16 protein-coding genes are annotated in these 21,646 nt (G+C 64.5%); 6 read left to right on the top strand and 10 right to left on the bottom strand.

The genetic code is table 11. The annotated features are described in order from the left end of the window. Window positions 1–14: 14 nt before the first annotated feature. The 5 genes from ACL9RJ_RS05605 (at window position 15) to ACL9RJ_RS05585 (ending at window position 7,644) form a co-directional block, all read left to right on the top strand. The gene (locus tag ACL9RJ_RS05605; protein WP_177088088.1) at window positions 15–1,610 is read left to right on the top strand and encodes an ABC transporter ATP-binding protein; all 1,596 of its coding nucleotides are present in this window, start codon (window positions 15–17) and stop codon (window positions 1,608–1,610) included. Window positions 1,611–1,621: 11 nt separating this feature from the next. Continuing rightward, the gene (locus ACL9RJ_RS05600; protein ID WP_177106296.1) at window positions 1,622–3,037 is read left to right on the top strand and encodes a sigma-54 interaction domain-containing protein; all 1,416 of its coding nucleotides are present in this window, start codon (window positions 1,622–1,624) and stop codon (window positions 3,035–3,037) included. 308 nt (window positions 3,038–3,345) lie between these two features. Next, a complete protein-coding gene (locus tag ACL9RJ_RS05595) occupies window positions 3,346–4,737 on the top strand; it encodes a GntP family permease (protein WP_017124615.1) in 1,392 nt (463 codons plus the stop codon). Between the two features lie 10 nt (window positions 4,738–4,747). After that, on the top strand, window positions 4,748–5,518 hold the full coding sequence (gene hbdH, locus ACL9RJ_RS05590) for a 3-hydroxybutyrate dehydrogenase (protein ID WP_017124616.1): 771 nt from the start codon (window positions 4,748–4,750) through the stop codon (window positions 5,516–5,518). A gap of 170 nt (window positions 5,519–5,688) precedes the next feature. After that, a complete protein-coding gene (locus ACL9RJ_RS05585) occupies window positions 5,689–7,644 on the top strand; it encodes an acetoacetate--CoA ligase (protein WP_422764995.1) in 1,956 nt (651 codons plus the stop codon). A gap of 10 nt (window positions 7,645–7,654) precedes the next feature. Here ACL9RJ_RS05585 and ACL9RJ_RS05580 read toward each other — a convergent pair whose 3' ends face one another. From ACL9RJ_RS05580 to ACL9RJ_RS05540, 9 genes are all read right to left on the bottom strand, one after another. Next, window positions 7,655–8,938 carry a hypothetical protein gene (locus ACL9RJ_RS05580; RefSeq protein WP_017124618.1) on the bottom strand — a complete coding sequence of 428 codons (1,284 nt, stop codon included), beginning with the start codon at window positions 8,936–8,938 and terminating at the stop codon, window positions 7,655–7,657. Window positions 8,939–9,136: 198 nt separating this feature from the next. Continuing rightward, window positions 9,137–10,171 (bottom strand): arginine N-succinyltransferase, encoded by a 1,035-nt coding sequence (astA, locus tag ACL9RJ_RS05575; RefSeq protein ID WP_017124619.1) that lies wholly within the window; start codon window positions 10,169–10,171, stop codon window positions 9,137–9,139. Then, window positions 10,168–11,106 (bottom strand): citrulline utilization hydrolase CtlX, encoded by a 939-nt coding sequence (ctlX, locus tag ACL9RJ_RS05570; protein ID WP_017124620.1) that lies wholly within the window; start codon window positions 11,104–11,106, stop codon window positions 10,168–10,170. The genes astA and ctlX overlap by 4 nt, the downstream gene beginning before the upstream one ends. 204 nt (window positions 11,107–11,310) lie before the next feature. Beyond that, a complete protein-coding gene (locus ACL9RJ_RS05565) occupies window positions 11,311–11,790 on the bottom strand; it encodes an Lrp/AsnC family transcriptional regulator (RefSeq protein WP_017124621.1) in 480 nt (159 codons plus the stop codon). 399 nt (window positions 11,791–12,189) lie between these two features. Further along, entirely contained in the window at window positions 12,190–13,800 is a 1,611-nt protein-coding gene (locus ACL9RJ_RS05560) for a GMC family oxidoreductase (protein WP_177119596.1), read from the bottom strand. Between the two features lie 76 nt (window positions 13,801–13,876). Further along, complete coding sequence (locus ACL9RJ_RS05555; RefSeq protein WP_017124623.1) at window positions 13,877–15,094, bottom strand: mandelate racemase/muconate lactonizing enzyme family protein; 1,218 nt, start codon at window positions 15,092–15,094, stop codon at window positions 13,877–13,879. A 1-nt stretch (window position 15,095) separates the two neighbouring features. Continuing rightward, window positions 15,096–16,400 (bottom strand): MFS transporter, encoded by a 1,305-nt coding sequence (locus ACL9RJ_RS05550; RefSeq protein ID WP_422764994.1) that lies wholly within the window; start codon window positions 16,398–16,400, stop codon window positions 15,096–15,098. 87 nt (window positions 16,401–16,487) lie between these two features. Further along, window positions 16,488–17,912, bottom strand: coding sequence for an aldehyde dehydrogenase (aldA, locus tag ACL9RJ_RS05545; protein WP_422764993.1), 1,425 nt, complete (start codon window positions 17,910–17,912; stop codon window positions 16,488–16,490). A 223-nt stretch (window positions 17,913–18,135) separates the two neighbouring features. Continuing rightward, window positions 18,136–19,080, bottom strand: a complete 945-nt coding sequence (locus ACL9RJ_RS05540) for a LysR substrate-binding domain-containing protein (RefSeq protein ID WP_042934682.1) — start codon at window positions 19,078–19,080, stop codon at window positions 18,136–18,138. A gap of 382 nt (window positions 19,081–19,462) precedes the next feature. Between ACL9RJ_RS05540 and ACL9RJ_RS05535 the strand changes: the two genes are divergently transcribed. Next, window positions 19,463–20,698, top strand: a complete 1,236-nt coding sequence (locus tag ACL9RJ_RS05535) for an MFS transporter (RefSeq protein ID WP_017124627.1) — start codon at window positions 19,463–19,465, stop codon at window positions 20,696–20,698. Here ACL9RJ_RS05535 and ACL9RJ_RS05530 read toward each other — a convergent pair. Next, window positions 20,642–21,550, bottom strand: a complete 909-nt coding sequence (locus ACL9RJ_RS05530; RefSeq protein ID WP_177087556.1) for a LysR family transcriptional regulator — start codon at window positions 21,548–21,550, stop codon at window positions 20,642–20,644. The genes ACL9RJ_RS05535 and ACL9RJ_RS05530 overlap by 57 nt on opposite strands. Window positions 21,551–21,646 lie beyond the last annotated feature (96 nt).

Raw genomic sequence — 21,646 nt, 5'->3', positions numbered from 1 at the left:
ACCAGGCCCCCACGATGACCGAGAACCTGATTGAAATCCGCCAACTGACCGTTGCCTTCGGCGACCAGGTCGTGGTGCGCGACCTGTGCCTGGATATCCGCGCCGGCGAATGCCTGGCGCTGGTCGGCGAGTCCGGTTCGGGCAAATCGGTGACGGCCCATTCGATCCTGCAACTGCTGCCGCAAACCGGCTGCCGTTCCAGCGGCAGCGTGTCTTACCGTGGCCAGCAACTGCTCGGCGCCGACACCGCGACCCTGCGCAAGATCCGCGGCGACCGCATCGCCATGATCTTCCAGGAGCCGATGACGTCCCTCAATCCGCTGCACAGCATCGAAAAGCAGATCGGCGAAACCCTGCTGCTGCACAAGGGGCTCGGCGGCAAGGCGGCCCAGGCACGAATCCTCGAACTGCTGGAACTGGTGGGTATCCAGAAGCCCCGCGAGCGGCTCAAGGCCTACCCCCACCAGTTGTCCGGCGGCCAGCGCCAGCGGGTGATGATCGCCATGGCCCTGGCTTGCGAACCGGAACTGCTGATCGCCGACGAACCGACCACCGCCCTCGACGTGACCGTGCAGCGCAAGATCCTGCTGCTGCTCAAGTCCCTGCAACAGCGCCTGGGCATGTCCCTGCTGCTGATCAGCCACGACCTCAACCTGGTGCGCAGCATTGCCCAGCGGGTCTGCGTGATGAAGGCCGGGGAAATCGTCGAACAGGCCGACTGCGAAACCCTGTTCAACCAGCCACAACACCCCTACAGCCGCCTGCTGCTGGATGCCGAGCCGGCCGGCGAGGCGCTGCCGCTGGACGATCACGAAAGCGTGCTGGAGGTCGACGACCTGCGGGTGCGCTTCCAGATCGGCGGCGGGCTGTTTCGCCGCAAGGAATACCTGCAGGCCGTCGACGGCATCAGCCTCGACGTGCAACGCGGCAAGACCCTGGGCATCGTCGGCGAATCCGGCTCGGGCAAGTCCACCCTTGGCCAGGCGATCCTGCGCCTGCTCGACTCCCAGGGCAGCATCCGCTTCCAGGGCCAGGCCCTCGACGGCCTGAACCAGAAGCAACTGCGGCCCTGGCGCAAGCAGATGCAGGTGGTCTTCCAGGATCCGTTCGGCAGTCTCAGCCCGCGCATGTCGGTGGCACAGATCATCAGCGAAGGCATCGAGGTGCACTGCGCCAGTACCGCCGCCGAGTGCGATGCCCAGGTGATCCGGGCCTTGCAGGAAGTCGGCCTCGACCCGCAAAGCCGCCACCGCTACCCCCATGAGTTCTCCGGCGGCCAGCGCCAGCGCATCGCCATTGCCCGGGCCCTGGTGCTGAAACCGGCGCTTATCCTGCTCGACGAACCGACGTCGGCCCTCGACCGCACGGTGCAGAAACAGGTGGTCGCCCTGCTCCGCGATCTCCAGGAAAAACATGGCCTGACCTACCTGTTCATCAGCCATGACCTGTCGGTGGTGCGCGCCCTGGCCCACGACCTGATCGTGATCAAGGACGGCCAGGTGGTCGAGCGCGGCAGTACCTGCAAAGTCTTCGACGACCCGCAGCATCCGTACACCCGCGAACTGCTGGCGGCGACCCTGCCGGTCGGCGCCCCTGCGTGCAACCCCTGAGCGAAACGCCCATGAACGACCGCGAAAGCCTCAAGGACTACCAACGGGTCCGCCTGCTGGCGATTCGCTCGCTGTTCGAGATCATCGAACAGTCCAGCGAAGGCACCGTGATCGTCGACCGCGATGCGCGGATCGTCTGGATGAACGAGCGTTACGCCCGGCGTTTCGGCCTCGCCAGCGCCGAACAGGCCATCGGCCAGCCCTGCGAAAGCGTGATCCCCGGCAGCCTGTTGCGCGAAGTGGTGCGGACCGGGCGACCGATCCTGCTGGACCTGCAGGACATGCCCAAGGAACCGCTGGTAGTGATGCGCCTGCCGATCCATGACGACGCCGGCACGGTGATCGGCGCCATCGGCTTCGCCCTGTTCGGCGAGCTGCACAGCCTGTCGCCGCTGCTCAAGCGCTACCAGAGCATGCAGGCCGAACTGGCCTCGACCCGCTCGCTGCTGCGGGCGCGGCAGACCAAATACAACTTCGCTCATTTTATCGGCACCAGCGCCGCGAGCCTGGAGGTCAAGCGCCGCGCCCGACGCAGCGCCAGCACCGAATCGCCGATCCTGCTGCTGGGGGAAACCGGCACCGGCAAGGAACTGCTGGCCCATGCCATCCACAGCGCCTCGCCACGGGCGCACAAGGCCTTTGTCAGCATCAACAGCGCGGCGATTCCGGAAACCCTGCTCGAAGCGGAGTTCTTCGGCACCGCGCCCGGCGCCTTTACCGGCGCGGATCGCAAGGGCCGTCCCGGCAAGTTGCAGATCGCCCAGGGCGGCACCCTGTTCCTCGACGAGATCGGCGATATGCCCTTGCCGCTGCAAAGCAAGCTTCTGCGGGTGTTGCAGGAGAAAGAATTCGAGCCGGTGGGTTCCAACGAAGTCCTGCGCAGCGACGTGCGGGTGATCGCCGCGACCTCCACCGACCTGGAAGCGGCGATCCGGCGCGGCGAGTTCCGTGCCGACCTGTATTACCGCCTCAATGTCCTGCCGATCCAGGTGCCGCCGCTGCGCGAGCGCCTGGACGACCTGCCGGCGCTGAGCGAAGCGATCCTCGAGGAACTGCGCAGCCACCACGAACTGGCCGCCGAAGCCCTCGACCTGCTCGGGCAGCATGCCTGGCCGGGCAATATCCGTGAACTGCGCAATGTGCTGGAACGCGCGGCATTGCTCAGCGATACCCAGGTCCTCGACGCTGCCGACATTCGGGGCGCCATCGGCACCTTCAGCCCGCTGCAACGCCCGCACGTCCAGGTCACGGCCCCCGTGGGCAATGAAACCTTCAGCGCCGCCCGGGAGCGATTCGACCGGCAACTGATTGAAACCACCCTGGCGCAATGTGCCGGAAAGGTCGGCGACGCGGCACGCCGGCTGGGCCTGGGCCGATCGACCCTGTACAAGAAGATGCTGGCCCTGGGCATCCCTGAGTCTCAATAAAGAGACACTCGTCCCCAAAACGAGACACCTCCTCCCCTGTGGGAGCGGGCTTGCCCGCGAAAGCGCCCCCAAGCCCGCTAAAAGCTTCGTGGGCAAGCCCACTCCTACACAGGCCCGCTTCCTGATCGGGCACTTTCAGGATAGATTTCCGAGAAGAAAAGTCTCCATTCAGAGACAATCACAAGAAAGCCTTCTATAAAAAACAAAAATAGCCTTTGATTTCAATACGTTAGCCTTATGGCACGAAACTCGCTAATCCCACTGGAGATTCAGACCTAACCTACAAAAATAACAATTGGAGACACACCATGAGTGTGATCATCGCCCTCGCGGCCCTGGCGCTGCTGATGCTGGCCGCCTACCGTGGCTACAGCGTCATCCTGTTCGCTCCCATCGCCGCCCTCGGCGCCGTCCTGCTGACCGATCCTTCCGCCGTCGCCCCCGCCTTCACCGGGGTGTTCATGGAAAAAATGGTCGGTTTCATCAAGCTGTACTTCCCGGTCTTCCTGCTTGGCGCGGTGTTCGGCAAGCTGATCGAACTGTCCGGGTTCTCCCGTTCCATCGTCGCCGCCGCCATCCGCCTGCTCGGCACCCGCCAGGCGATGCTGGTGATCGTGCTGGTCTGCGCCCTGCTGACCTACGGCGGCGTCTCGCTGTTCGTGGTGGTGTTCGCGGTCTATCCGTTCGCCGCCGAGATGTTCCGCCAGAGCAATATCCCCAAGCGCCTGATCCCGGCGACCATCGCCCTCGGGGCGTTCTCGTTCACCATGGACGCCCTGCCCGGCACGCCGCAGATCCAGAACATCATCCCCAGTACCTTCTTCAACACCACCGCGTGGGCGGCGCCCTGGCTGGGAGTGATCGGTACGGTGTTCGTGTTCTGCGCCGGCATGCTGTTCCTGCAACGCCAGCGCAACAAGGCCCAGCGCGCCGGTGAAGGCTACGGCACCGAGCTGCGCAACGAACCGGAAACGGCCGAGGATATCCGCCTGCCCAACCCCTGGATCGCCCTCTCGCCACTGCTGCTGGTGGGCATCATGAACCTGCTGTTCACCCACTGGATTCCCCTCTGGTACGGCAAGACCCACAGCCTCAGCCTGCCGGGCATGGCCGCGCCGGTGCAGACCGAGATCGCCAAGCTCACCGCCATCTGGGCCGTCCAGGCGGCACTGCTGGTGGGCATCATCATGGTCCTGGCGTTCGGTTTCCGGGCGATTCGCGGCAAGCTGGCCGAAGGCAGCAAGAGCGCGGTCGGCGGCGCCCTGCTGGCGGCGATGAACACCGCATCGGAATACGGCTTCGGTGCGGTCATCGCCTCGCTGCCGGGCTTCCTGGTGCTGGCCGACTGGCTCAAGAGCATCCCCAATCCGCTGGTCAACGAAGCCATTACCGTGACCCTGCTGGCGGGGATCACCGGCTCGGCCTCCGGCGGCATGAGCATCGCCCTGGCGGCCATGGCCGACAGCTTCATCAGTGCCGCCCACGCCGCCAATATCCCCCTCGAAGTGCTGCACCGGGTCGCGGCCATGGCCAGCGGCGGCATGGACACCCTGCCCCACAACGGCGCGGTGATCACCCTGCTGGCGGTGACCGGGCTGACCCACCGCGAAGCCTACAAGGATATTTTCTGCATTACGCTGATCAAGACCCTGGCGGTCTTCGTGGTGATCGCCACGTTCTACGCCACCGGCATTGTCTGAGGAAACGACTATGAGTCTCAAAGGAAAAACCGCACTGGTCACCGGCTCCACCAGCGGCATCGGCCTGGGCATTGCCCTGAGCCTGGCCAAGGCCGGCGCCGACCTGGTCCTCAACGGCTTCGGCGATGCCAGCGCGGTGATTGCCGAGGTGCGACAGTTCGGTGGCCGGGTCGGCCATCACCCGGCGGATGTCAGCGACCCGGCGCAGATCGCCGATATGCTCGCCTATGCCGAACGGGAGTTCGGCGGCGTCGACATCCTGGTCAACAACGCTGGTATCCAGCATGTGGCGGCGGTGGAGGATTTCCCGGTGGAGCGCTGGGATTCGATCATCGCCATCAACCTGTCCTCGGTGTTCCACAGCACCCGCCTGGCCCTGCCGGGCATGCGCGCCCGCGGCTGGGGGCGGATCGTCAATATCGCCTCGGTGCATGGCCAGGTCGGCTCCGTGGGCAAGGCCGCCTATGTCGCGGCCAAGCACGGGGTGATCGGCCTGACCAAGGTGGTCGGCCTGGAAACCGCCACCAGCAATGTCACCTGCAACGCCATCTGCCCGGGCTGGGTGCTGACGCCGCTGGTGCAGAAGCAGATCGACGACCGCGCCGCCAGCGGCATCGATCCACAACAGGCGCAACATGACCTGCTGGCCGAGAAACAACCGTCGCTGGAGTTCGTCACGCCCCCGCAACTGGGCGAACTGGTACTGTTCCTCTGCAGCGAGGCCGGCAGCCAGGTGCGCGGCGCGGCGTGGAATATCGATGGCGGCTGGTTGGCGCAATAGTTGAATGCCTGGTATCTCGAAAACACCACCCTACCCGTGGGAGCCGGCTTGCCGGCGATGAGGCCAGTGAATCCGGCGTTGCATTCAAGGATGCCATCGCTGGCAAGCCAGCTCCCACGGTGAGGGTGTACAACGCAAAGATCGGTGAGAAAAACAACAAAGGAAAAACCATGGCCGAAGTCCTCTGGCGCCCAAGTGCAGAGCGCATCAGCAAGACCCGGATCGAAGCCTTCCGGCGCTTCGTCAATCACCGTCACGATCTGCAGATCGCCGACTACCCGGCCCTGCACCGTTTCAGCATCGAGCGCCGGCCAGCCTTCTGGCAGGCCATCGTCGACTTCTTCGATGTCGAGTTCCAGGCGCCGGCCGAGGCGGTCCTGAGCGAAGGCGGGCAGATGCCCAGCGCCCAGTGGTTCCCGGGCGCGACCCTGAACTTCGCCGAACACCTGTTGCGTCGCCGCGACAACCATCTCGCCGTGGTCGCGGTCAGCGAAGACGGTCGCCGGGAAACCCTCAGCCATGCCGAGCTGGCCGCCCATGTCGCCGGTCTGCAACAGCGCCTGCGGGCCGCCGGCGTCGGTGTCGGCGACCGGGTCGCGGCCTGCATGCCGAATACCTGGCAAACCCTGGTGGCCATGCTCGCCACCACCAGCCTCGGGGCGATCTGGTCCTGCTCCTCGCCGGACTTCGGCACCCAGGGCGTGATCGACCGCTTCGGCCAGATCGAGCCCAAGGTCCTGATCGCCTGCGCCGGCTACCGCTATGCCGGCAAGGAACTTGACCAGAGCGCCAAGCTCAATGAAATCCTCGCACGCCTGCCATCGTTGCAGCAGTTGCTGATCGTGCCCTATGCCCGTGCGCAGACACGCGCCGAAGAATTCACCACCGGCGCCAGGGTGAGCCTGTGGAACGACTTCTACCGACCCGGCGGCGAACCGTATTTCGTCCCGGTGCCCTTTGCCCACCCGCTGTACATTCTCTACTCCAGCGGCACCACCGGGGTGCCGAAATGCATCATCCACAGCACCGGCGGCGTGCTGCTGCAACATCTCAAGGAACATGGCCTGCACGTTGACCTGGGCCGCGACGACTGCCTGTTCTACTACACCACCTGCGGCTGGATGATGTGGAACTGGCTGGTCTCGGGGTTGGCGGTCGGCGCCACGCTGGTGCTGTATGACGGCTCGCCGTTCCACCCGGGCCCGCAACGCCTGCTCGACCTGATCGACAGTGAAGGCATCAGCGTCTTCGGCACCAGTCCCAAGTACCTGGCCGCCCTGGAGGAAGCGGGACTCAACCCGCGACACAGCCATCAGCTGACCCGCCTGAAGACCCTGCTCTCGACCGGCTCGCCGTTGTCACCCCACAGCTACGACTACGTCTACCGCGAAATCAAGAGCGAGCTGTGCCTGTCGTCGATGTCCGGCGGCACCGATATCGTCTCGTGTTTTGTCAGCGGCAACCCGGTGCTGCCGGTCACCCGTGGCGAAATGCAGTGCAAGAGCCTGGGCATGGCCGTCGAGGTCTGGGACGACAACGGCCGGCCATTGCGCGGTGAAAAAGGCGAACTGGTCTGCACCCGGCACTTCCCGGCGATGCCGGTCGGCCTGTGGAACGACCCACAGCAGGAAAAACTCAAGGCCTCCTACTTCAGCCAGTTTCCCGGGGTCTGGGCCCAGGGAGACTACGCCGAGGAACTCGACAGCGGCAGCCTGATGATCCACGGGCGCTCCGATGCGGTGCTCAATCCCGGCGGCGTGCGCATCGGCACGGCGGAAATCTACCGGCAGGTGGAAAAGGTCGAATCGGTGCTGGAAAGCCTCGCCATCGGCCAGCAATGGCAGAGTGATGTGCGAGTAGTGCTGTTCGTGCGCCTGCACGAGGGCGTGCAACTGGACGAGGCGCTGGAACAGCAGATCCGCCAGGTGATCCGCGCCAACACCACACCGCGTCATGTGCCGGCGAAGATCCTCGCGGTGACGGATATTCCCAGGACCCTCAGCGGCAAGATCGTCGAACTGGCGGTGCGCAACGTGGTGCACGGACTGCCGGTGAAAAATACCGACGCCCTGGCCAATCCCGAAGCGCTGGAACAGTTCCGCGATCGCCCGGAATTGCGCGGTTGACGCAAAGGGATCAGCCCAGGTAACGCATTACCACCGCCTGGAAACTGCCGAACAGGGAATGACCGGCCACCAGGATCCGTCGGTCACCCTGCAGGGCAATTGCCGTGACCGTGTCCAGGCTCTTGCCCAGGCGGGTACGCACCCAGCCCTTGCCGGCGGCGAAGTCGCGGTCGAGTTGCCCGTCCGGCAGGTAGCGCGCCAGCACCAGGTCCGAGCCGAATCCCGCCACCGTCGAACCGGCGGCGAGCAGGGTGCCGTCGGACTGCACCGCGAGCGCTGCCCATTGGCTGGCGGGGGCATCGATGTCCAGCAGCACCGCCTCGCCGCCGTTGAAACGCCGATCGAGGCCGCCATTGGCGGTAAAGCCCTGCAATGCGCAGCTCAGCGGATCGAAACGATTGCCCACGCACACCAGTTGCCCCTGGGTGCCACGGGCCAGTTGCGTGACCATCGAACTGGCGCCGGCAAAGCGCACGGACAAGTAACCCTCGTCACCAAAGGCCGGGTCCAGACGGCCGTCCGGGAGATAACGGGCAATCAGCCCGCTGGGCGGAAAATCGATCGAGCCGCCCACCAGGATCTTGCCGTCCGGCTGGACCTGCACACAGCTGAGCCAGGTGTTCACCAGCAGACGCCGTACCACCACGAAACCATGGCCGTTGAAGCCGGGGTCGAGGGCCCCGTCCGGTTCCAGCCGTACCAGCAGGCCGACATGATCGGCGCAGGCATAGCTGTGATTGAGGGTCAGCAGGATCTTGCCGTCCGGCTGGACACTGCCGGAACAACTCTCCACCCCCGGCAGGCCCGGTGGCAACCAGCCGTCGCGGGGCCCTTCGGAGAGATTGCCGGACAGACGCAAGACCTGGATGCCCTGGTCGCCGAACTGCGGATCGAGGCGTCCGTCGGCGAGAAACCGGGCCACGGCCGGCAAGGTCCGGTGGGCATCCAGATAGTGCAGGCCAAAGACCAGAATTCGCCCGTCATGCAACCGGCGCAGGCTGATACCGGCCGACTCGCCCACGGCTTCGAAACGGCCGACCAGACTGCCGTCCTCGCCGAACGCGCCGTCCATCGAGCCGTCGCTGTTGAGACGCGCCAGGCCAAAGAACGCGCCTTCGGCGAAGTCCACCTTGGCCACCACGAGGATCTTGCCATCGGGACAGAACACCACGTCATTGGCCTGGCTCGACAGGCTGCCGGGAAACCGCACCAATGCCTTGCCCGAGCAACCGAATCCCGGATCGAGCTCACCCGCCGGGCTGACCCGATAACCTCGTAACGCTTGCAGCAGCATCGGCGAATTCCTCCATGAAAGGGGCGTCGCCTGCGACCGTAGTGCCCGCGCGACCTGCCCGCTATTCAATCCATCGAGGTTGCATCGAACAACTGTCAGAAATAACAGGTTTTGCGTTTTACCGTGCCATTTCACTGACTTTACAGACCTTCTTCATCCCGCCAGGCGATTCCCGTCATTTGCAGGGCGTCCTCGCCGTCAAGCGGCGGCCCGTTGTGCCCGGCGTGGCGACAAGGCCACCGCACGCACCGAGGCCCCGGCCTCCAGCCCGAGCGCCCGCGCCGCCGCAGCGTCGACGATCAGCGTGCCGGCGGCGACCCTTGCCGGCGCCGTACCGATCCGGCAATCGCTGAACCGGCGGTTGTGGATCAGCCAGGGCTCGGCCTGCTCCCCTGGTGTGCCGATACTCAGCACCAGGACCTGGCTGTCGCGGACCGCACGGATCTCATCGGTGGCACACTCGATCAGCGGCCCGCCGTCGAAGATGTCGATATAGTCCTTGAAGCCGAAACCCTCGGCCTTGAGCATGCCCAGTGCCGGTTCGGTATTGGGGTGCACCCGGCCGATCACCGCCCGCGCGGCTTCCGGCAGCAGGCAGGTGGGCAGCGGGAACTTGGGCATCAGCTCGGCGATAAAGGTCTTGTTGCCCTGGCCAGTCAGGTAGTCGGCGTCGGCGAAATCCATCTTGAAGAAATGCCGTCCCAGGCCTTCCCAGAACGGCGAGACGCCCTGCTCGTCCGAATAACCGCGCATCTCGGCGATCACCTTGTCGCCGAAGTGCCCACGGAACTCGGCCAGGAACAGGAAGCGTGCCTTGGACAGCAGACGCCCGTTCAAGCCGTTGCGATGCCCGGCACCGAGAAACAACGAGCAGAGCTCGGAGTGACCGGTCATGTCGTTGCCCAGGAACAGCGTCGGCAGGTGCCGGTTGATCGACAGGCTTTTCGAGGCCGCGACAAACAATCCGAGCCGATAGTTGTACCAGGGTTCGCGCAACCCCACCGCACCGGCCACGGCACAGATCCCGACCACCTCGCCCTGGGCGGTTTCGAGCACGAACAGGTAATCGGCATCGGCGCGCTGGGCCTCGCCGGCGAAGGTTTTTTCCGCCCACTCCAGGCGATGTCGCAGGCGTACCGGATCGGCGGGCAACGTGGTCAGGCCGGCACCGGCACTCCTGGCCAGGGACAACAGGGCCGGTAGGTCGGACAGGCGGGCGGGACGAACGATCATCGGGCACACTCCACGGCGAATTGACGCTTGGGCAGGAACACCTCGGCCAGCATGCAACGGGCACTGCCGCCGCCGATGCGCTCGATGGTGTCGATATTCACGGGCAAGGGCGTGGCATGGCGTTCGATCTGCCGGCGCTGGCCGGCATCCAGCGAACCCCAGGCCGTGCGCGACATCACCAGCAGCGGCTCGCCCCGGCGGTTGTGCACTTCGAGCATATTGCCGGCGAAGGACTCCAACTGTTGCCAGTCCAGCACCAGGAGTTCCTTGCCACTGGTTTCCAGGCACTGGCGCAGGCCTTCACGTTCGGCCGGGTCATCGAGTGCCCGCAGGCAGACCACCGCCAGGCGCCGGCCGACGCTCATCATCACGTTGGTGTGGTAGATCGGCACGCCGCCACGATCCACCGCGTGAAAACCGCAGAGCTGGTAGCCGAGGTGGTCGACCACCTGCCGCAAGGCCCGGGCATGGGTCCGGGTCGAGTAGCCGGCGTAACAGATCCGCTGCTCGCGATCGAAGACCATGCTGCCGGTGCCTTCGAGGTACAGGCCCTGGCGCTCCAGATCGGAAAAGTCCACGAGACGCTCGACCTGGCGATGCTCGCGCAGCCAGTCGAGCACGCCCTTGTGGCGCTCCAATCGGCGGTTCTCACCCTGCATCGGATAGACCACCAGGGTGCCGTCGGGATGACTGCTCCAGCAGTTGTTGGGGAAGATCGAATCCGGGGTATGGGGCAACGCCCGGTCGTTGTGTACCAGCACCTCGACATCCTGTGCCCGCAGCGCCGCGACATAAGCGTCGAACTCCTCGAGTGCCAGGCGCTGGACGTTTTCATCGGCCCGCGCCTGATGCTGGAAACGGTTGTTGGCGGCGGTGTCGGGATTGAAGGCAAAGCTCGCCGGGCGAATCATCAAAACAGTATGGGTGGTTTGCATGGGCGCAGGATCAATGAGGGATCGAGGTGCCCATTGTCTGTCCGGTCGAGGGGAAAACCCGGCTGAGTAAGCCAGTGGCGGGTGCTGGAAATGGCTGAAAGGTTTGCCGCGACCAGCAGAATCGGCGAGTTCAGCAACAGCCTGTGGTCCAGGGCAGCAGCGCGGGCGGTGGCGAGCGGGCAGGCCCGCTCCCTGGCGCAGCGGTTATTCCATGGACGCCTTGACCGTCGCCAGCTCGGGATGGCTGACCAGCTTGTCGATATGCAGTTCCGGATCCTCGAGCCAGGTCTCGGTCAGTACCCGGTAGTGCTCCATGTCCCGGCAGCGCATGCGCAGGCTGTAGTCGAACGCTCCACTGAGCAGGCGGCACTCGAGCACGTGCGGGCAGGCCCGGGTCTTGGCTTCGAAAGCCTTCTGCGCCGCTCGCCCGCTCTGGTTCGACAGCGCCACGAGAACCAGCAGCGACAGCCCTGGCGAGAGCTTACTCTCGTCGAGAATCGCCCCGTAGCCGCGAATCACCCCCAACTGCTCCAGCTTGCGCACCCGCTCCAGGCAGGGCCTGGGGGTCAGGTGCACGCGCTCGGAGAGTTTCTGATAGGTAATGCGCCCGTCGTGGCGCAGCACCTCGATAATTGCCTGGTCGATGCGATCCAGCACGATCGACAGGTCACGAATATCCGCCATGAATGGCTTGCCTCACTTCAAACGACCAGAAAGAAACGGTTGCGCAGGCTCGGGGATCTCGGCGACCCAGATCCATCTCATGCGCCACCCCTGGCATTGTACGGCGTTCCTCGGGCAGTGCCTAAATCACTTTCAGCCGCTGGCCTGCCGGCACGGGGGAACGCCAGCCTGCCGATTCACGGGCGGTGATGGTTGTCGTTGCGGGGCGCGAGGGGCTGGGCAACAGATTCTGTGGTTTGAGGATTGGGGTCGGGGGCGTCGGTAGATGGGCGTGGCCGATCGCCTCTTCGCGGGCAAGCCCGCTCCCACAGGGGGGACGTCGCTCACAACATGAGTGAGCGACACAGATTTTGTGGGAGCGGGCTTGCCCGCGAAGGGGCCGGCACTGACGCCCTCGGCTCAGGCGTCTTCGAGGATCAGGTCGGCCCCCTTTTCCGCCACCATCAGCACCGCCGCATGGGTATTGCCCGAGGTCACGTTCGGAAAGATCGACGCGTCGACGATGCGCAATGCCTTCATCCCGTGCACCTTCAGGAGCTTGTCGACCACCGATACCTGCGGGTCCGAGCCCATCGCGCAGGAACCGCACAGGTGATAGATCGAACCGCTGTTCTCGCGGAAATACTCGAGCATGCCCGCGTCGTCATTGACCGCCTTGCCGGGCAACACTTCCTCCACGGTAATCGCCCGGATCGCCGGGGCCTGCATGATCTTGCGGATCAGCCGGCTGCCCTGCAGCACTTCGTCGATATCCTTCTCGGTGCTCAGGTAGTTCGGATCGATCAGCGCCGCGTCCGCCGGGTTCTTCGAGGCGATGCGGATGCTGCCGCGGCTGGTCGGCCGGCACGGGTTGAAGCACAGCAGGAAACCCGAATAGGGTTCCGGCTTGAGGCTGGCCTTGTTGTTCTTCGGAATCTGGTACGACAAGGGGTTGAAGTACATCTGCAGGTTGGGATGCGCCTGCTCTTCATTGCCGCGGAAAAAGCCGCCGGCCTGGTTGACGCTCATCGACAGCGCGCCCTTGCGGGTCAGCAGGTACTGCAGGCCCAGCTTCAACTGCCCGAACAGCGAGCTCAGTTCGTCGTTGAGGGTCGGGATATTGGCCTTGTAGTAGTAGCTGACGCACAGGTGATCCTGCAGGTTCTGCCCCACCGCCGGCAGGTGCTTGACCACCGGTATCTGGTGGCTACTGAGCAACTTCTGCTCGCCCACTCCGGACAGTTGCAGGATCTTCGGCGTGTCCACCGCACCCGCGCAGAGGATCACTTCCTTGCTGGCCTTGAAGGTCCGCGCCACACCGTGCTGGGTGATGGCGATGCCGGTGGCCCGCAGGTCATCGTCGAACAGTACCCGTTCCACCAGGGCATGGTGCTCGATGCTCAGGTTCGGTCGCCCCAGCGCCGGATGCAGGTGCTCGAAACTGCTGGAGCTGCGCTGGCCGTTGCGGGTGTTGACGTCATACACGCCGGCCCCTTCGAACTTCGGCCCGTTGAAATCGTCGCTGCGCTGATAGCCCAGCTCGTCGCAACCCTTGAGGAACACATCGCAGATCGGGTGCGTGTGCCCCTGCATCGGCGTGATGCTGATCGGGCCGCTGCCACCGTGGTACTCGGTATCGCCCAGCGGGTGGTTCTCCAGCTTGCGGAAATACGGCAGCACGTCCTTGAACGACCAGCCGTCATTGCCGTTGGCCGCCCAGTCGTCGAAGTCATGGGCCTGGCCACGGACATAGACCATGGCGTTGATCGAACCCGAACCGCCCTGCACCTTGCCCCGTGGCGCGTAGATGCGGCGATCGCCCAACTGCTTCTGTGGCTGGCTGTAGTACATCCAGTTGAAGGTCGGGTTGTAATACATTTTGGCGAAGCCCACCGGGATCTTGAACCACAGTGAACTGTCCTTGCCACCGGCTTCCAGCAGCAGCACCGAGAACTTCCCGGAGGCCGAGAGCCGGTTGGCGAGAATGCAGCCGGCGGCGCCGGCGCCAGCGATGATGTAGTCGTATGTCATGCACGGTTACCGCGTCAGTCGTTGAAGGCACTCTTGGGGTGCCATGCCCCGCCCTCGCCGAGGGCGGGAAAGTGGTTCAGCCCCTGGCGGGCGAGGTGTCTTTCACGTCCGCCGGCGTGGGCGCCATTTGCAGGTGCAGGCGCTCGCCGGTGTAGGGCGTGTGCTTGCGGACCACGTCCATGTTCAGTTCGACGCCCAACCCCGGCTCGGTGGACGGAATGATGTAGCCGTCCTCCCACTGCAGCGGCCTGGTCAGCACTTCGGCATGGAAACCGCCCCAGGTCATGATGCTTTCCTGGATCAGGAAGTTCGGTGTGCAGGTCGCCAGCTGGAAGCTCGCCGCCGCGCCGATCGGGCCGTTGTAGAGGTGCGGGGCGATCTGCGCGTAGTAGGCCTCGGCCATGCTGGCGATCTTCTTGGCTTCCAGCAGCCCGCCGCAGCGGGCCACGTTCATCTGCAGGATCGACGCCCCGCCGGCCTGCAACAGCTTGAAGAACTCGTACTTGGTGGTCAGCCGCTCGCCGGTGGCGATCGGGATGCTGGTCTTGGCCGCCACTTGCGCCATGGCCTCCTCCTGGCCAGGCGGCACCGGTTCCTCGAACCACAGCGGGTCGTACTTCTCCAGGCGTTTGGCCAGGCGAATCGCCGAGGACGGCACCATCTGCCCGTGGGTGCCGAACAGCAGGTCGCACTTGTTGCCCACCGCTTCGCGGATCTTGCGGCAGAAGGTTTCGCAACGCTCCAGCACTTCCAGGGAAACCTGGTGGCCGGAATAGGCGGTATAGGGACCGGCCGGGTCGAACTTCACCGCGGTGAAGCCCTTGTTCATGTTCTCGATGGCGCACTCGGCCGCCAGGTCCGGATCGTCGTAGTCGTACTCGCCCTTGCTGTTGACCGGATAAAGGTAGGTGTAGGAACGCAGGCGTTCGTGGACCTTGCCGCCCAGCAGTTCATAGACCGGCTTGTTCGCCGCCTTGCCGATGATGTCCCAGCAGGCCATCTCCAGGCCGCTGACCACGCCCATCATGGTCAGGTCCGGACGCTGGGTGAAACCGCTGGAGTAGGCCTGGCGGAAGAAGCGTTCGATATGGTGCGGGTCCTGGTCGAGCAGGTAGCGCTCGAACACGTCCTCGATGATCGGCAGCATGGCCTTGGGGCCGAAGGTCGCGGCGTAGATCTCGCCCACGCCTTCGATGCCGCAGTCGGTCCTGAGTTTGACGAACAGCCAGTACATGCCGCCGATATGCGGTGGCGGTACGGCGACGATATGGGTTTCAAGGGCGACGATTTTCATCTCAGGCACCTGTCTGGTTATGAGTTTTGCGATTGATGCGGGCGCGCAGGGTCAGGGCCGCGAGCGTGCCGAGCAGGCCGATAAAGGCGATGTAGCCGAAATAGAGGTTGTAACCGACCGCACCCGGATAGGTTTCGGTGAGGTAGCCGTTGATCAGCGGGATAAAGGTGTCGGGCAGGTAACCCACCACCGAGACGATACCGATGGCCAGGCCGGTGATGCGCAGCGGGATGTTGCAACTGTCGAGGATCGCCCAGTACAGGCCGCGAATGGCGTAGGTCATCAGGCCGATGAAGATCACCGTGCCGATCAGCAGGCCCAGGCTGCCCAGGGCCGGGAAGACGATCAGGCCGACCATCGCCAGGGTGACCAGCGCCAGCGCGACGATCAGCACCGAGATATTGGAGAATTTGTCCCCCAGCCAGCCGCCGCCGATACCGCCGATGGGGCGCATCCACAGCTTGATGGTGGTGATGGTGCCGGCCATGACCGCAGTCATGCCGCCGCCCTGCAGATAGTCGGAGAAGCTGTAGGTGGCCCAGAACATGTGATAGCCGCAAAACACGATGGCGGTCACCAGCCACAGCTCGGGGATCTTCACCAGGGTCAGCAGGTCGCCGAGCAGGTTGTGGGGCTGGCTGTCCGTTTCGGCGGTTTTCGCCTCGAGGGACTTGGGGTCCTTGAGCAGCACCAGCACACAACCGATGGCGATGCAGGTGAAGGAATACAGGTACACCACATGCTTGAAGCCTTCGCCCGTCGACTCGCCGCGCGTCTCGGTGGCGTAGGCGAACAGCCCCAGGGCGACGGTCGCCAGCAAGGCTTCCACCAAGCCGCGTCCGCCGTCGAGGATACCGAAGAAACGGCCCTGCTCGGTGTGATGGGCGATCATCTTCACCCGCTTGAGCACCGAGGCCCAGAACGTCAGGCCGGTGGTCAGGCCCCAGCAGCCGAAAATGATCATCAGGCCGGTCAGCGACGGCACGCTGGAATACCACAGGCCCAGGGCACCGGTAGCGACCAGGGAGAAGAAGATCAGGAAGCGCGGTGGCAGGCGGTCCGCCAGCCAGCCGCTGGGCAGGTAGCTGAGCAGGAAAATCGTGCCGAGCATCGAGTACAGATAGCCCAGTTCGCTGTGATTGATATGAAACACTTCGAGCATGGTGGTCTGGTAGACCTGGCGCAGGTAGAGGATCGGGTAGATCGCTCCGGCGGCCAGCACCAGCAACATCAATTGGAAATAACGGCTGCCCTTGTCGCTTTTCGCGGACGCGGCGCCAGCCTGAACAGCTGCGGGCTTGGACATGAAGAAGACCTCGGGCCACCCGGCATGCTCCGGGCGCCCCTCTCTATCGATTGTTGTTATTGGAATAGCGTGTCGCGGTATCGCCGATCAGTACTTCATGACCACCAGGCGGGTCTGGGTGAACTCGAGCATGCCGTGCTTGCCGTCATCGCCGCCCAGGCCCGAGCGTTTCCAGCCGGCGTGGAACCCCTGGTAGGGATCGGCCGGGGTCCGGTTGACATACAGCTCGCCGGATTCGATGGCGTTCGCCACTTTCATCGCCGTGCGATAGTTCTCGGTATAGAGCACCGACGACAGGCCGAACTGGTGATCGTTGGCCATGGCCAGCGCTTCGTCGATATCGCCGTACTTGAGCACCGGCAGGACCGGGCCGAAGATTTCCTCCTGAACGATCTCCATGTCCTGGCGGCAGCCGCTGAGCAGGGTCGGCGGATAGAAATGCCCCGCGCCCGGAGGAATCACCCCGCCGGTTTCCAGCACCGCGCCATCGGCCACGGCCCGTTCGACCATGGCGTGGATGGTGTTCCGCGAGGCGGCATTGACCAGCGGCCCCATCAGGCTGGCATCCGTGGCCCGGTCGCCGAACTTCACCGCGCTGATCTTCTCTTTCAGCAGCGCCAGGAAACGGTCATGCACGCTCTCCTGAACATAGACCCGTTCCACCGCCGTGCACAGTTGCCCGCAGTGCGTGGTCTTGGACGCGACGATGGCGCTGGCGGCCTGCTCCAGGTCGGCATCGGCCTCGATGATCGCCGGAGTCTTGCCGCCCAGTTCCAGGGACGGCTTGGCGATATTGGCCTTGCAGTAGTCGAGCACAATGCGCCCGGCGTTGACGCTGCCGGTCAGGGTGATCAGGCCCACGGCCTTGTGGGTGCAGACGCTGGCGGCAGTGCCGTGGTCCATGGTGAGGATATTCACCACGCCGGCGGGCATTCCCGACTGCTCGACGGCACGGGCGATTTCGAACGCGGAGATCGGCGTGTTGTTGCTCGGCCGTACCACCACGGTGTTGCCGGCGATCAGCGCCGGGGCGATCTTGCGCAGCAGGGTATAGACCGGGTAGTTGAACGGAATCAGTGCCGCGACGACGCCAATCGGCTCACGTTGCAGGAACAGGTTTTCGTCCGGGGTATCGCTGGGAATGATCTCACCTTCGATACGACGGGCCCATTCGGCGTGGTAGCGGGTGATCTGCGCCGCGTAGCGGGCTTCATTGCTGGCATCGGCCAGGCTTTTCCCGGACTCGGCCGCCAGGGCCTGGCCGATGATCCCGGCGCGGGCTTCCAGGGCATCGGCCAAGGCCCGCAGGTGCTCGGCACGCTGGATACTGGTGAGCTTGCCCCAGGTCTTCTGGGCGATGGCGGCGGCGTCGACGGCCTGGATCGCTTGCGCGGGGGTGGCGGCAGGCACGTGACCGACCAGGGTTTCGGTCGCCGGGTTGTACACCGCGATCGAGGCGGTGCCGGCGGAATCGACAAACTGGCCGTTAACAAAATTGCGCTGGGTGGGCATGTACTGGTTCTCGTACTTTTCTTATCGGAGATGCCAGCAGTCTTGTCATCCGGCGCGGGATGAACAAACGATTAATTCAGGTGCAGAACATTCGAAAAATGCAGGTTACCGCCAGACGTGTAGGAGCTGGCTTGCCGGCGATGAACGATCACGCGGTGCAGCGGAGGCAGCGCGGCGCCCGCATCGCCGGCAAGCCGGCTCCCACAAGGGTCGTGTCACGCCCTCAGATAACGGGCATCTGCGCCGCCGTCGACGGTTCCAGCTGTCGCCGCGCCAGTTCCAGCTCCTCCTGCAGCCACTGGTTGAACAGCTGTACCTGGGGGATCTGCGTCTGTTCCGGACGCGTCACCAGCCAGTAGGACTGGTGCCCGTCGACATGCACGTTGAGCACCTGGGTCAACTGCCCGCAGGCCAGTTCGCCGGTGACCATGTGCCAGTCGGCGATGGTGATGCCCAGGCCGTCGATCGCCGCATGGATCGCCAGGTCCAGCAGGTCGAACTCGTAGCCGCTGAGGGTATCGACGCCGCTGATCCGCGCCGCGTCCAGCCAGTGTTTCCAGGTCAGGTAGCGCTGGTCCTCCTTGGCCAGCACATGCAGCAGGGTCAGGCGATTGAGATCGATCTCCTGCCCGCCCATTTCCCGCGCATACAGGCTCGGCGAGCACACCGCGATATGCCGCTCGTGCATCAGCAGCGAGCTGTCCAGGCCATCCCATTCGCCGTCGCCGAAACGAATCGCGCAATCGAGGGTGCTGGTCTCGGCCAGGCTGTCCTGCAGGCGGGTGGTGATGCTCAGTTCCAGCCCCGGATGCTGCTGGCGCAGCCGCCCCAGGCGCGGCAGCAACCAGCGACTGGTGAAGGTCGGCGGCGCATTGATGCGCAGGCGGTTGGCGTGGTTCTTCTCCTGGATGCCGCGCACGGTCATCTCGATCTTGTCGAAGGACTGGTGCAAGGCGCGCAGCAGCACCCGACCGGCACTGGTCAGCTCCAGGTGGTGATGGCGCCGCTCCAGCAGGCTCTCGCCCAGTTGTTCCTCGAGCTGGCGGACCTGGCGGCTAACGGCACTCTGGGTAACGTTCAGCAGTTCGGCGGCACGGGTGAAACTGCCGGTGCTACCGGCCACCTCGAAGGCTTTGAGCGCATTGAGCGCGGGCATTTTGCGTTTCAAGAAAAGACACTCACGATGGGCCGGACTGCCATAAGCATGGCACGGGGCCAGGACGAGTAACATTCCTTTTTCGTCGATCGTCCTACAAAAATACCGAATCTCTCGCGCACAAGACTCCAGCCCGCTCGCCACAAGGCCACATCCGGCTGCGGATCATCCGCGTGTCGGTTTCGACTGCAATCACGTCGCCCCGGGATAAATAGCAGGAGTATTTCGCACAGCGCCCATGAGTATTCAGCACTGGCTGTTTTCAACTTGTAAAAGGTACGCTGACCGGTAACTCGATACATAACAAGCGCACGCACTTGCACAGGGCGAGACTCGAACTTTCGCCCCATCCTGTTGCAATAACCCGATAATCAAACTCTTCTCGGATGCCATGATGACAACCCATAAAAATACTCCGACAAGATCCCTCGCCCTGCTCGCCTTTATATTTACCGCCTGTAATGCCACCACCCATGGTTTCAGTATCTTTCTCTATTCGGCGTTATTACCGGAAATTCGCCAGCACTTCGCCCTGAACTACAGCCAGGCCGCGGCCATCGCCGCCCTGCTGCAACTTTTCTATATGGGCGCCTCGATTGCCAGCGGCCTGGCAGCCGCCTGGATCAGCCCGCGCAACATGGTGCGCCTGACCATGCTGCTCAGCCCCCTGCTGCTGGCACTGGCCGTGGCGACGCCGCGGGTGCTGCCCTTCGCCCTGTGCCTGGCACTGGTGTCGGCCTGCGCGGTGTCCAACTGGAATGCCATTGCCGCCCTGGCCGGCGAGCTGATCCCCGCCAGCCACCGCAGTCGGATCCTGGGCCTGGCCTCCTCCGGCGCGGCCTTTGCGATCTGCCTCAACGGGCTGCTGATCGCCCTGCTCCAGGGGATTTCCCTGCAACATTTCTGGCTGATCTGCGCCGGCCTGACGCTGTCGGTCACGGCCCTCACCTGCTGGGCCCTGGCTTCCACGCCCCCACCCGCGACGTCTCGCGCCATTGCCACGCCGTCGTTCAGGCAGGTATTGCGACAGTGGCTGCGGCTGTGCCTGGAACAACCGGTCGCGGTGCATATCCTGCTGCTCAGCACCTTTATCGGCAGCACCAGCGGGCCGTTCCTGAACTTTCTCTCGGCTTTTGTCAGCGAACGCCTGGGCGCCGGCCCACAGACCACCGGTTCGCTCTGGACCCTGATCGGCGCTTGCGGGGCGCTGGGCGGGCTGCTGCTGGGCGCCCTCGCCGACCGCTGGGGAGTCTTGCGGGTCATGGCCTTCAGCATCGGCGCCTTCGGCCTGGCCATGCTCGCGCTGCTGCTGTACCCGATGCTGGCCCTGGCCTGGCTGGCCGCCGGCCTGTTCGCGCTGTTCTACTTCCCGGTCTGGGGCCTGATGGCCGCCTACCTCAGCGCCCGCCTGACACCGGTGCAAAGCCTGCAGGTGGTCAGCCTGAGCATGGTCGGTTATGGCCTGGGCAGCGCCAGCGCCAATGCCATCAACGGCCTGCTGTTGCAGGCCAGCGGCTCGTTCGCCGCGATCCATGCCTGGATCGCCGCCTGGACGCTTGCCAGCCTGCTGTTGCTATACGCCATGGCTCGCCATCAGCGACGCGGCGCGCCCCTCGCCGAAGCGCTCTGAACGTCCCAACTGGCGACAGAGGATCGCCACCAGGGCGTCCAGTTCCGGGTCCTGGCGATCCGCCGCCCGCCAGAGCATCAAGCGCGCCGGTTCGATGGGCGGAAAACCATCCCGCTCATCCAGCACCCGCCAACCTGGCGGAACCAGCCGCCGCGCCGTCACCCCGACCATCCCGCCACCGTCGATGGCGACGCCGATGCCCCGCGGACTCTGGCTGGTGTAGACCACATGCCAGGGCCGCCCGGCTTCGGCCAGGGCGTCGATGGCATTGGCCCGAAAGGCACACCCCTCGGCATAGACCGCCAGCGGCACCGACTCGTCGCGACCCGGCACCCAGCCCTCGCGGGTCACCCATGCCAGCGGCTCGTCACAGAGGAACTCCCCCGGTTGCAGGTGCGCATGCTGCACACCCAGCACCAGGTCCAACTCGCCACGTTGCAGACGGGCAACCAGGGCCACGGACATTTCGCAGCAGATATCCGGGCGGATCTTCGGGAAGTGCTCGCGAAAATCCCGCAACACCCCAGCCAGGCAGTACTGCGCATAGTCCTCCGGCAGGCCGACATGAATGCAGCCGCCCTCGCCCGGCAGATGCGCGGCATTGATTGCCTCGTTGTGCAGTTTGAGGATGCGCCGCGCATAAATCAGGAAGGTCTCGCCGCTGGGGGTCAGGCTGACGCTGCGACTGGTGCGATAGACCAGCGGCGTGCCCACCACTTCCTCCAGGCGCTGCAGGCTCTGGCTGACCGTCGACTGGGTCTTGTGCAGGCGTTCGGCCGCCGCTGAAAAGCCCTTGCACTCGATAATCGCGACAAAGACCTTGAGCAGGGTTCCGTCCAGATGACCTGACATAACTATCGCGCCTGCCGATGGATTCGATCGGAACTGATCATTTCTATTACTCCCGTATTTAAGCAACTATCAATTCAACGCCGGAACAACCTGGAA

The sequence above is a fragment of the Pseudomonas sp. Mn2068 genome, from assembly GCF_049319725.1.
Taxonomy (GTDB): domain Bacteria; phylum Pseudomonadota; class Gammaproteobacteria; order Pseudomonadales; family Pseudomonadaceae; genus Aquipseudomonas; species Aquipseudomonas gingeri.
Note: the sequence above shows the minus strand (reverse complement) of the source record. Positions and strands in the feature narration are given on the sequence as shown.

Bases quoted from the DNA above. Each gene is read 5' to 3' on its own strand.
- ACL9RJ_RS05605 (WP_177088088.1), top strand. From the start codon at position 15: ATGACCGAGAACCTGATTGAAATCCGCCAACTGACCGTTGCCTTCGGC.
- ACL9RJ_RS05600 (WP_177106296.1), top strand. From the start codon at position 1,622: ATGAACGACCGCGAAAGCCTCAAGGACTACCAACGGGTCCGCCTGCTG.
- ACL9RJ_RS05595 (WP_017124615.1), top strand. From the start codon at position 3,346: ATGAGTGTGATCATCGCCCTCGCGGCCCTGGCGCTGCTGATGCTGGCC.
- hbdH (WP_017124616.1), top strand. From the start codon at position 4,748: ATGAGTCTCAAAGGAAAAACCGCACTGGTCACCGGCTCCACCAGCGGC.
- ACL9RJ_RS05585 (WP_422764995.1), top strand. From the start codon at position 5,689: ATGGCCGAAGTCCTCTGGCGCCCAAGTGCAGAGCGCATCAGCAAGACC.
- ACL9RJ_RS05580 (WP_017124618.1), bottom strand. From the start codon at position 8,938: ATGCTGCTGCAAGCGTTACGAGGTTATCGGGTCAGCCCGGCGGGTGAG.
- astA (WP_017124619.1), bottom strand. From the start codon at position 10,171: ATGATCGTTCGTCCCGCCCGCCTGTCCGACCTACCGGCCCTGTTGTCC.
- ctlX (WP_017124620.1), bottom strand. From the start codon at position 11,106: ATGCAAACCACCCATACTGTTTTGATGATTCGCCCGGCGAGCTTTGCC.
- ACL9RJ_RS05565 (WP_017124621.1), bottom strand. From the start codon at position 11,790: ATGGCGGATATTCGTGACCTGTCGATCGTGCTGGATCGCATCGACCAG.
- ACL9RJ_RS05560 (WP_177119596.1), bottom strand. From the start codon at position 13,800: ATGACATACGACTACATCATCGCTGGCGCCGGCGCCGCCGGCTGCATT.
- ACL9RJ_RS05555 (WP_017124623.1), bottom strand. From the start codon at position 15,094: ATGAAAATCGTCGCCCTTGAAACCCATATCGTCGCCGTACCGCCACCG.
- ACL9RJ_RS05550 (WP_422764994.1), bottom strand. From the start codon at position 16,400: ATGTCCAAGCCCGCAGCTGTTCAGGCTGGCGCCGCGTCCGCGAAAAGC.
- aldA (WP_422764993.1), bottom strand. From the start codon at position 17,912: ATGCCCACCCAGCGCAATTTTGTTAACGGCCAGTTTGTCGATTCCGCC.
- ACL9RJ_RS05535 (WP_017124627.1), top strand. From the start codon at position 19,463: ATGACAACCCATAAAAATACTCCGACAAGATCCCTCGCCCTGCTCGCC.
- ACL9RJ_RS05530 (WP_177087556.1), bottom strand. From the start codon at position 21,550: ATGTCAGGTCATCTGGACGGAACCCTGCTCAAGGTCTTTGTCGCGATT.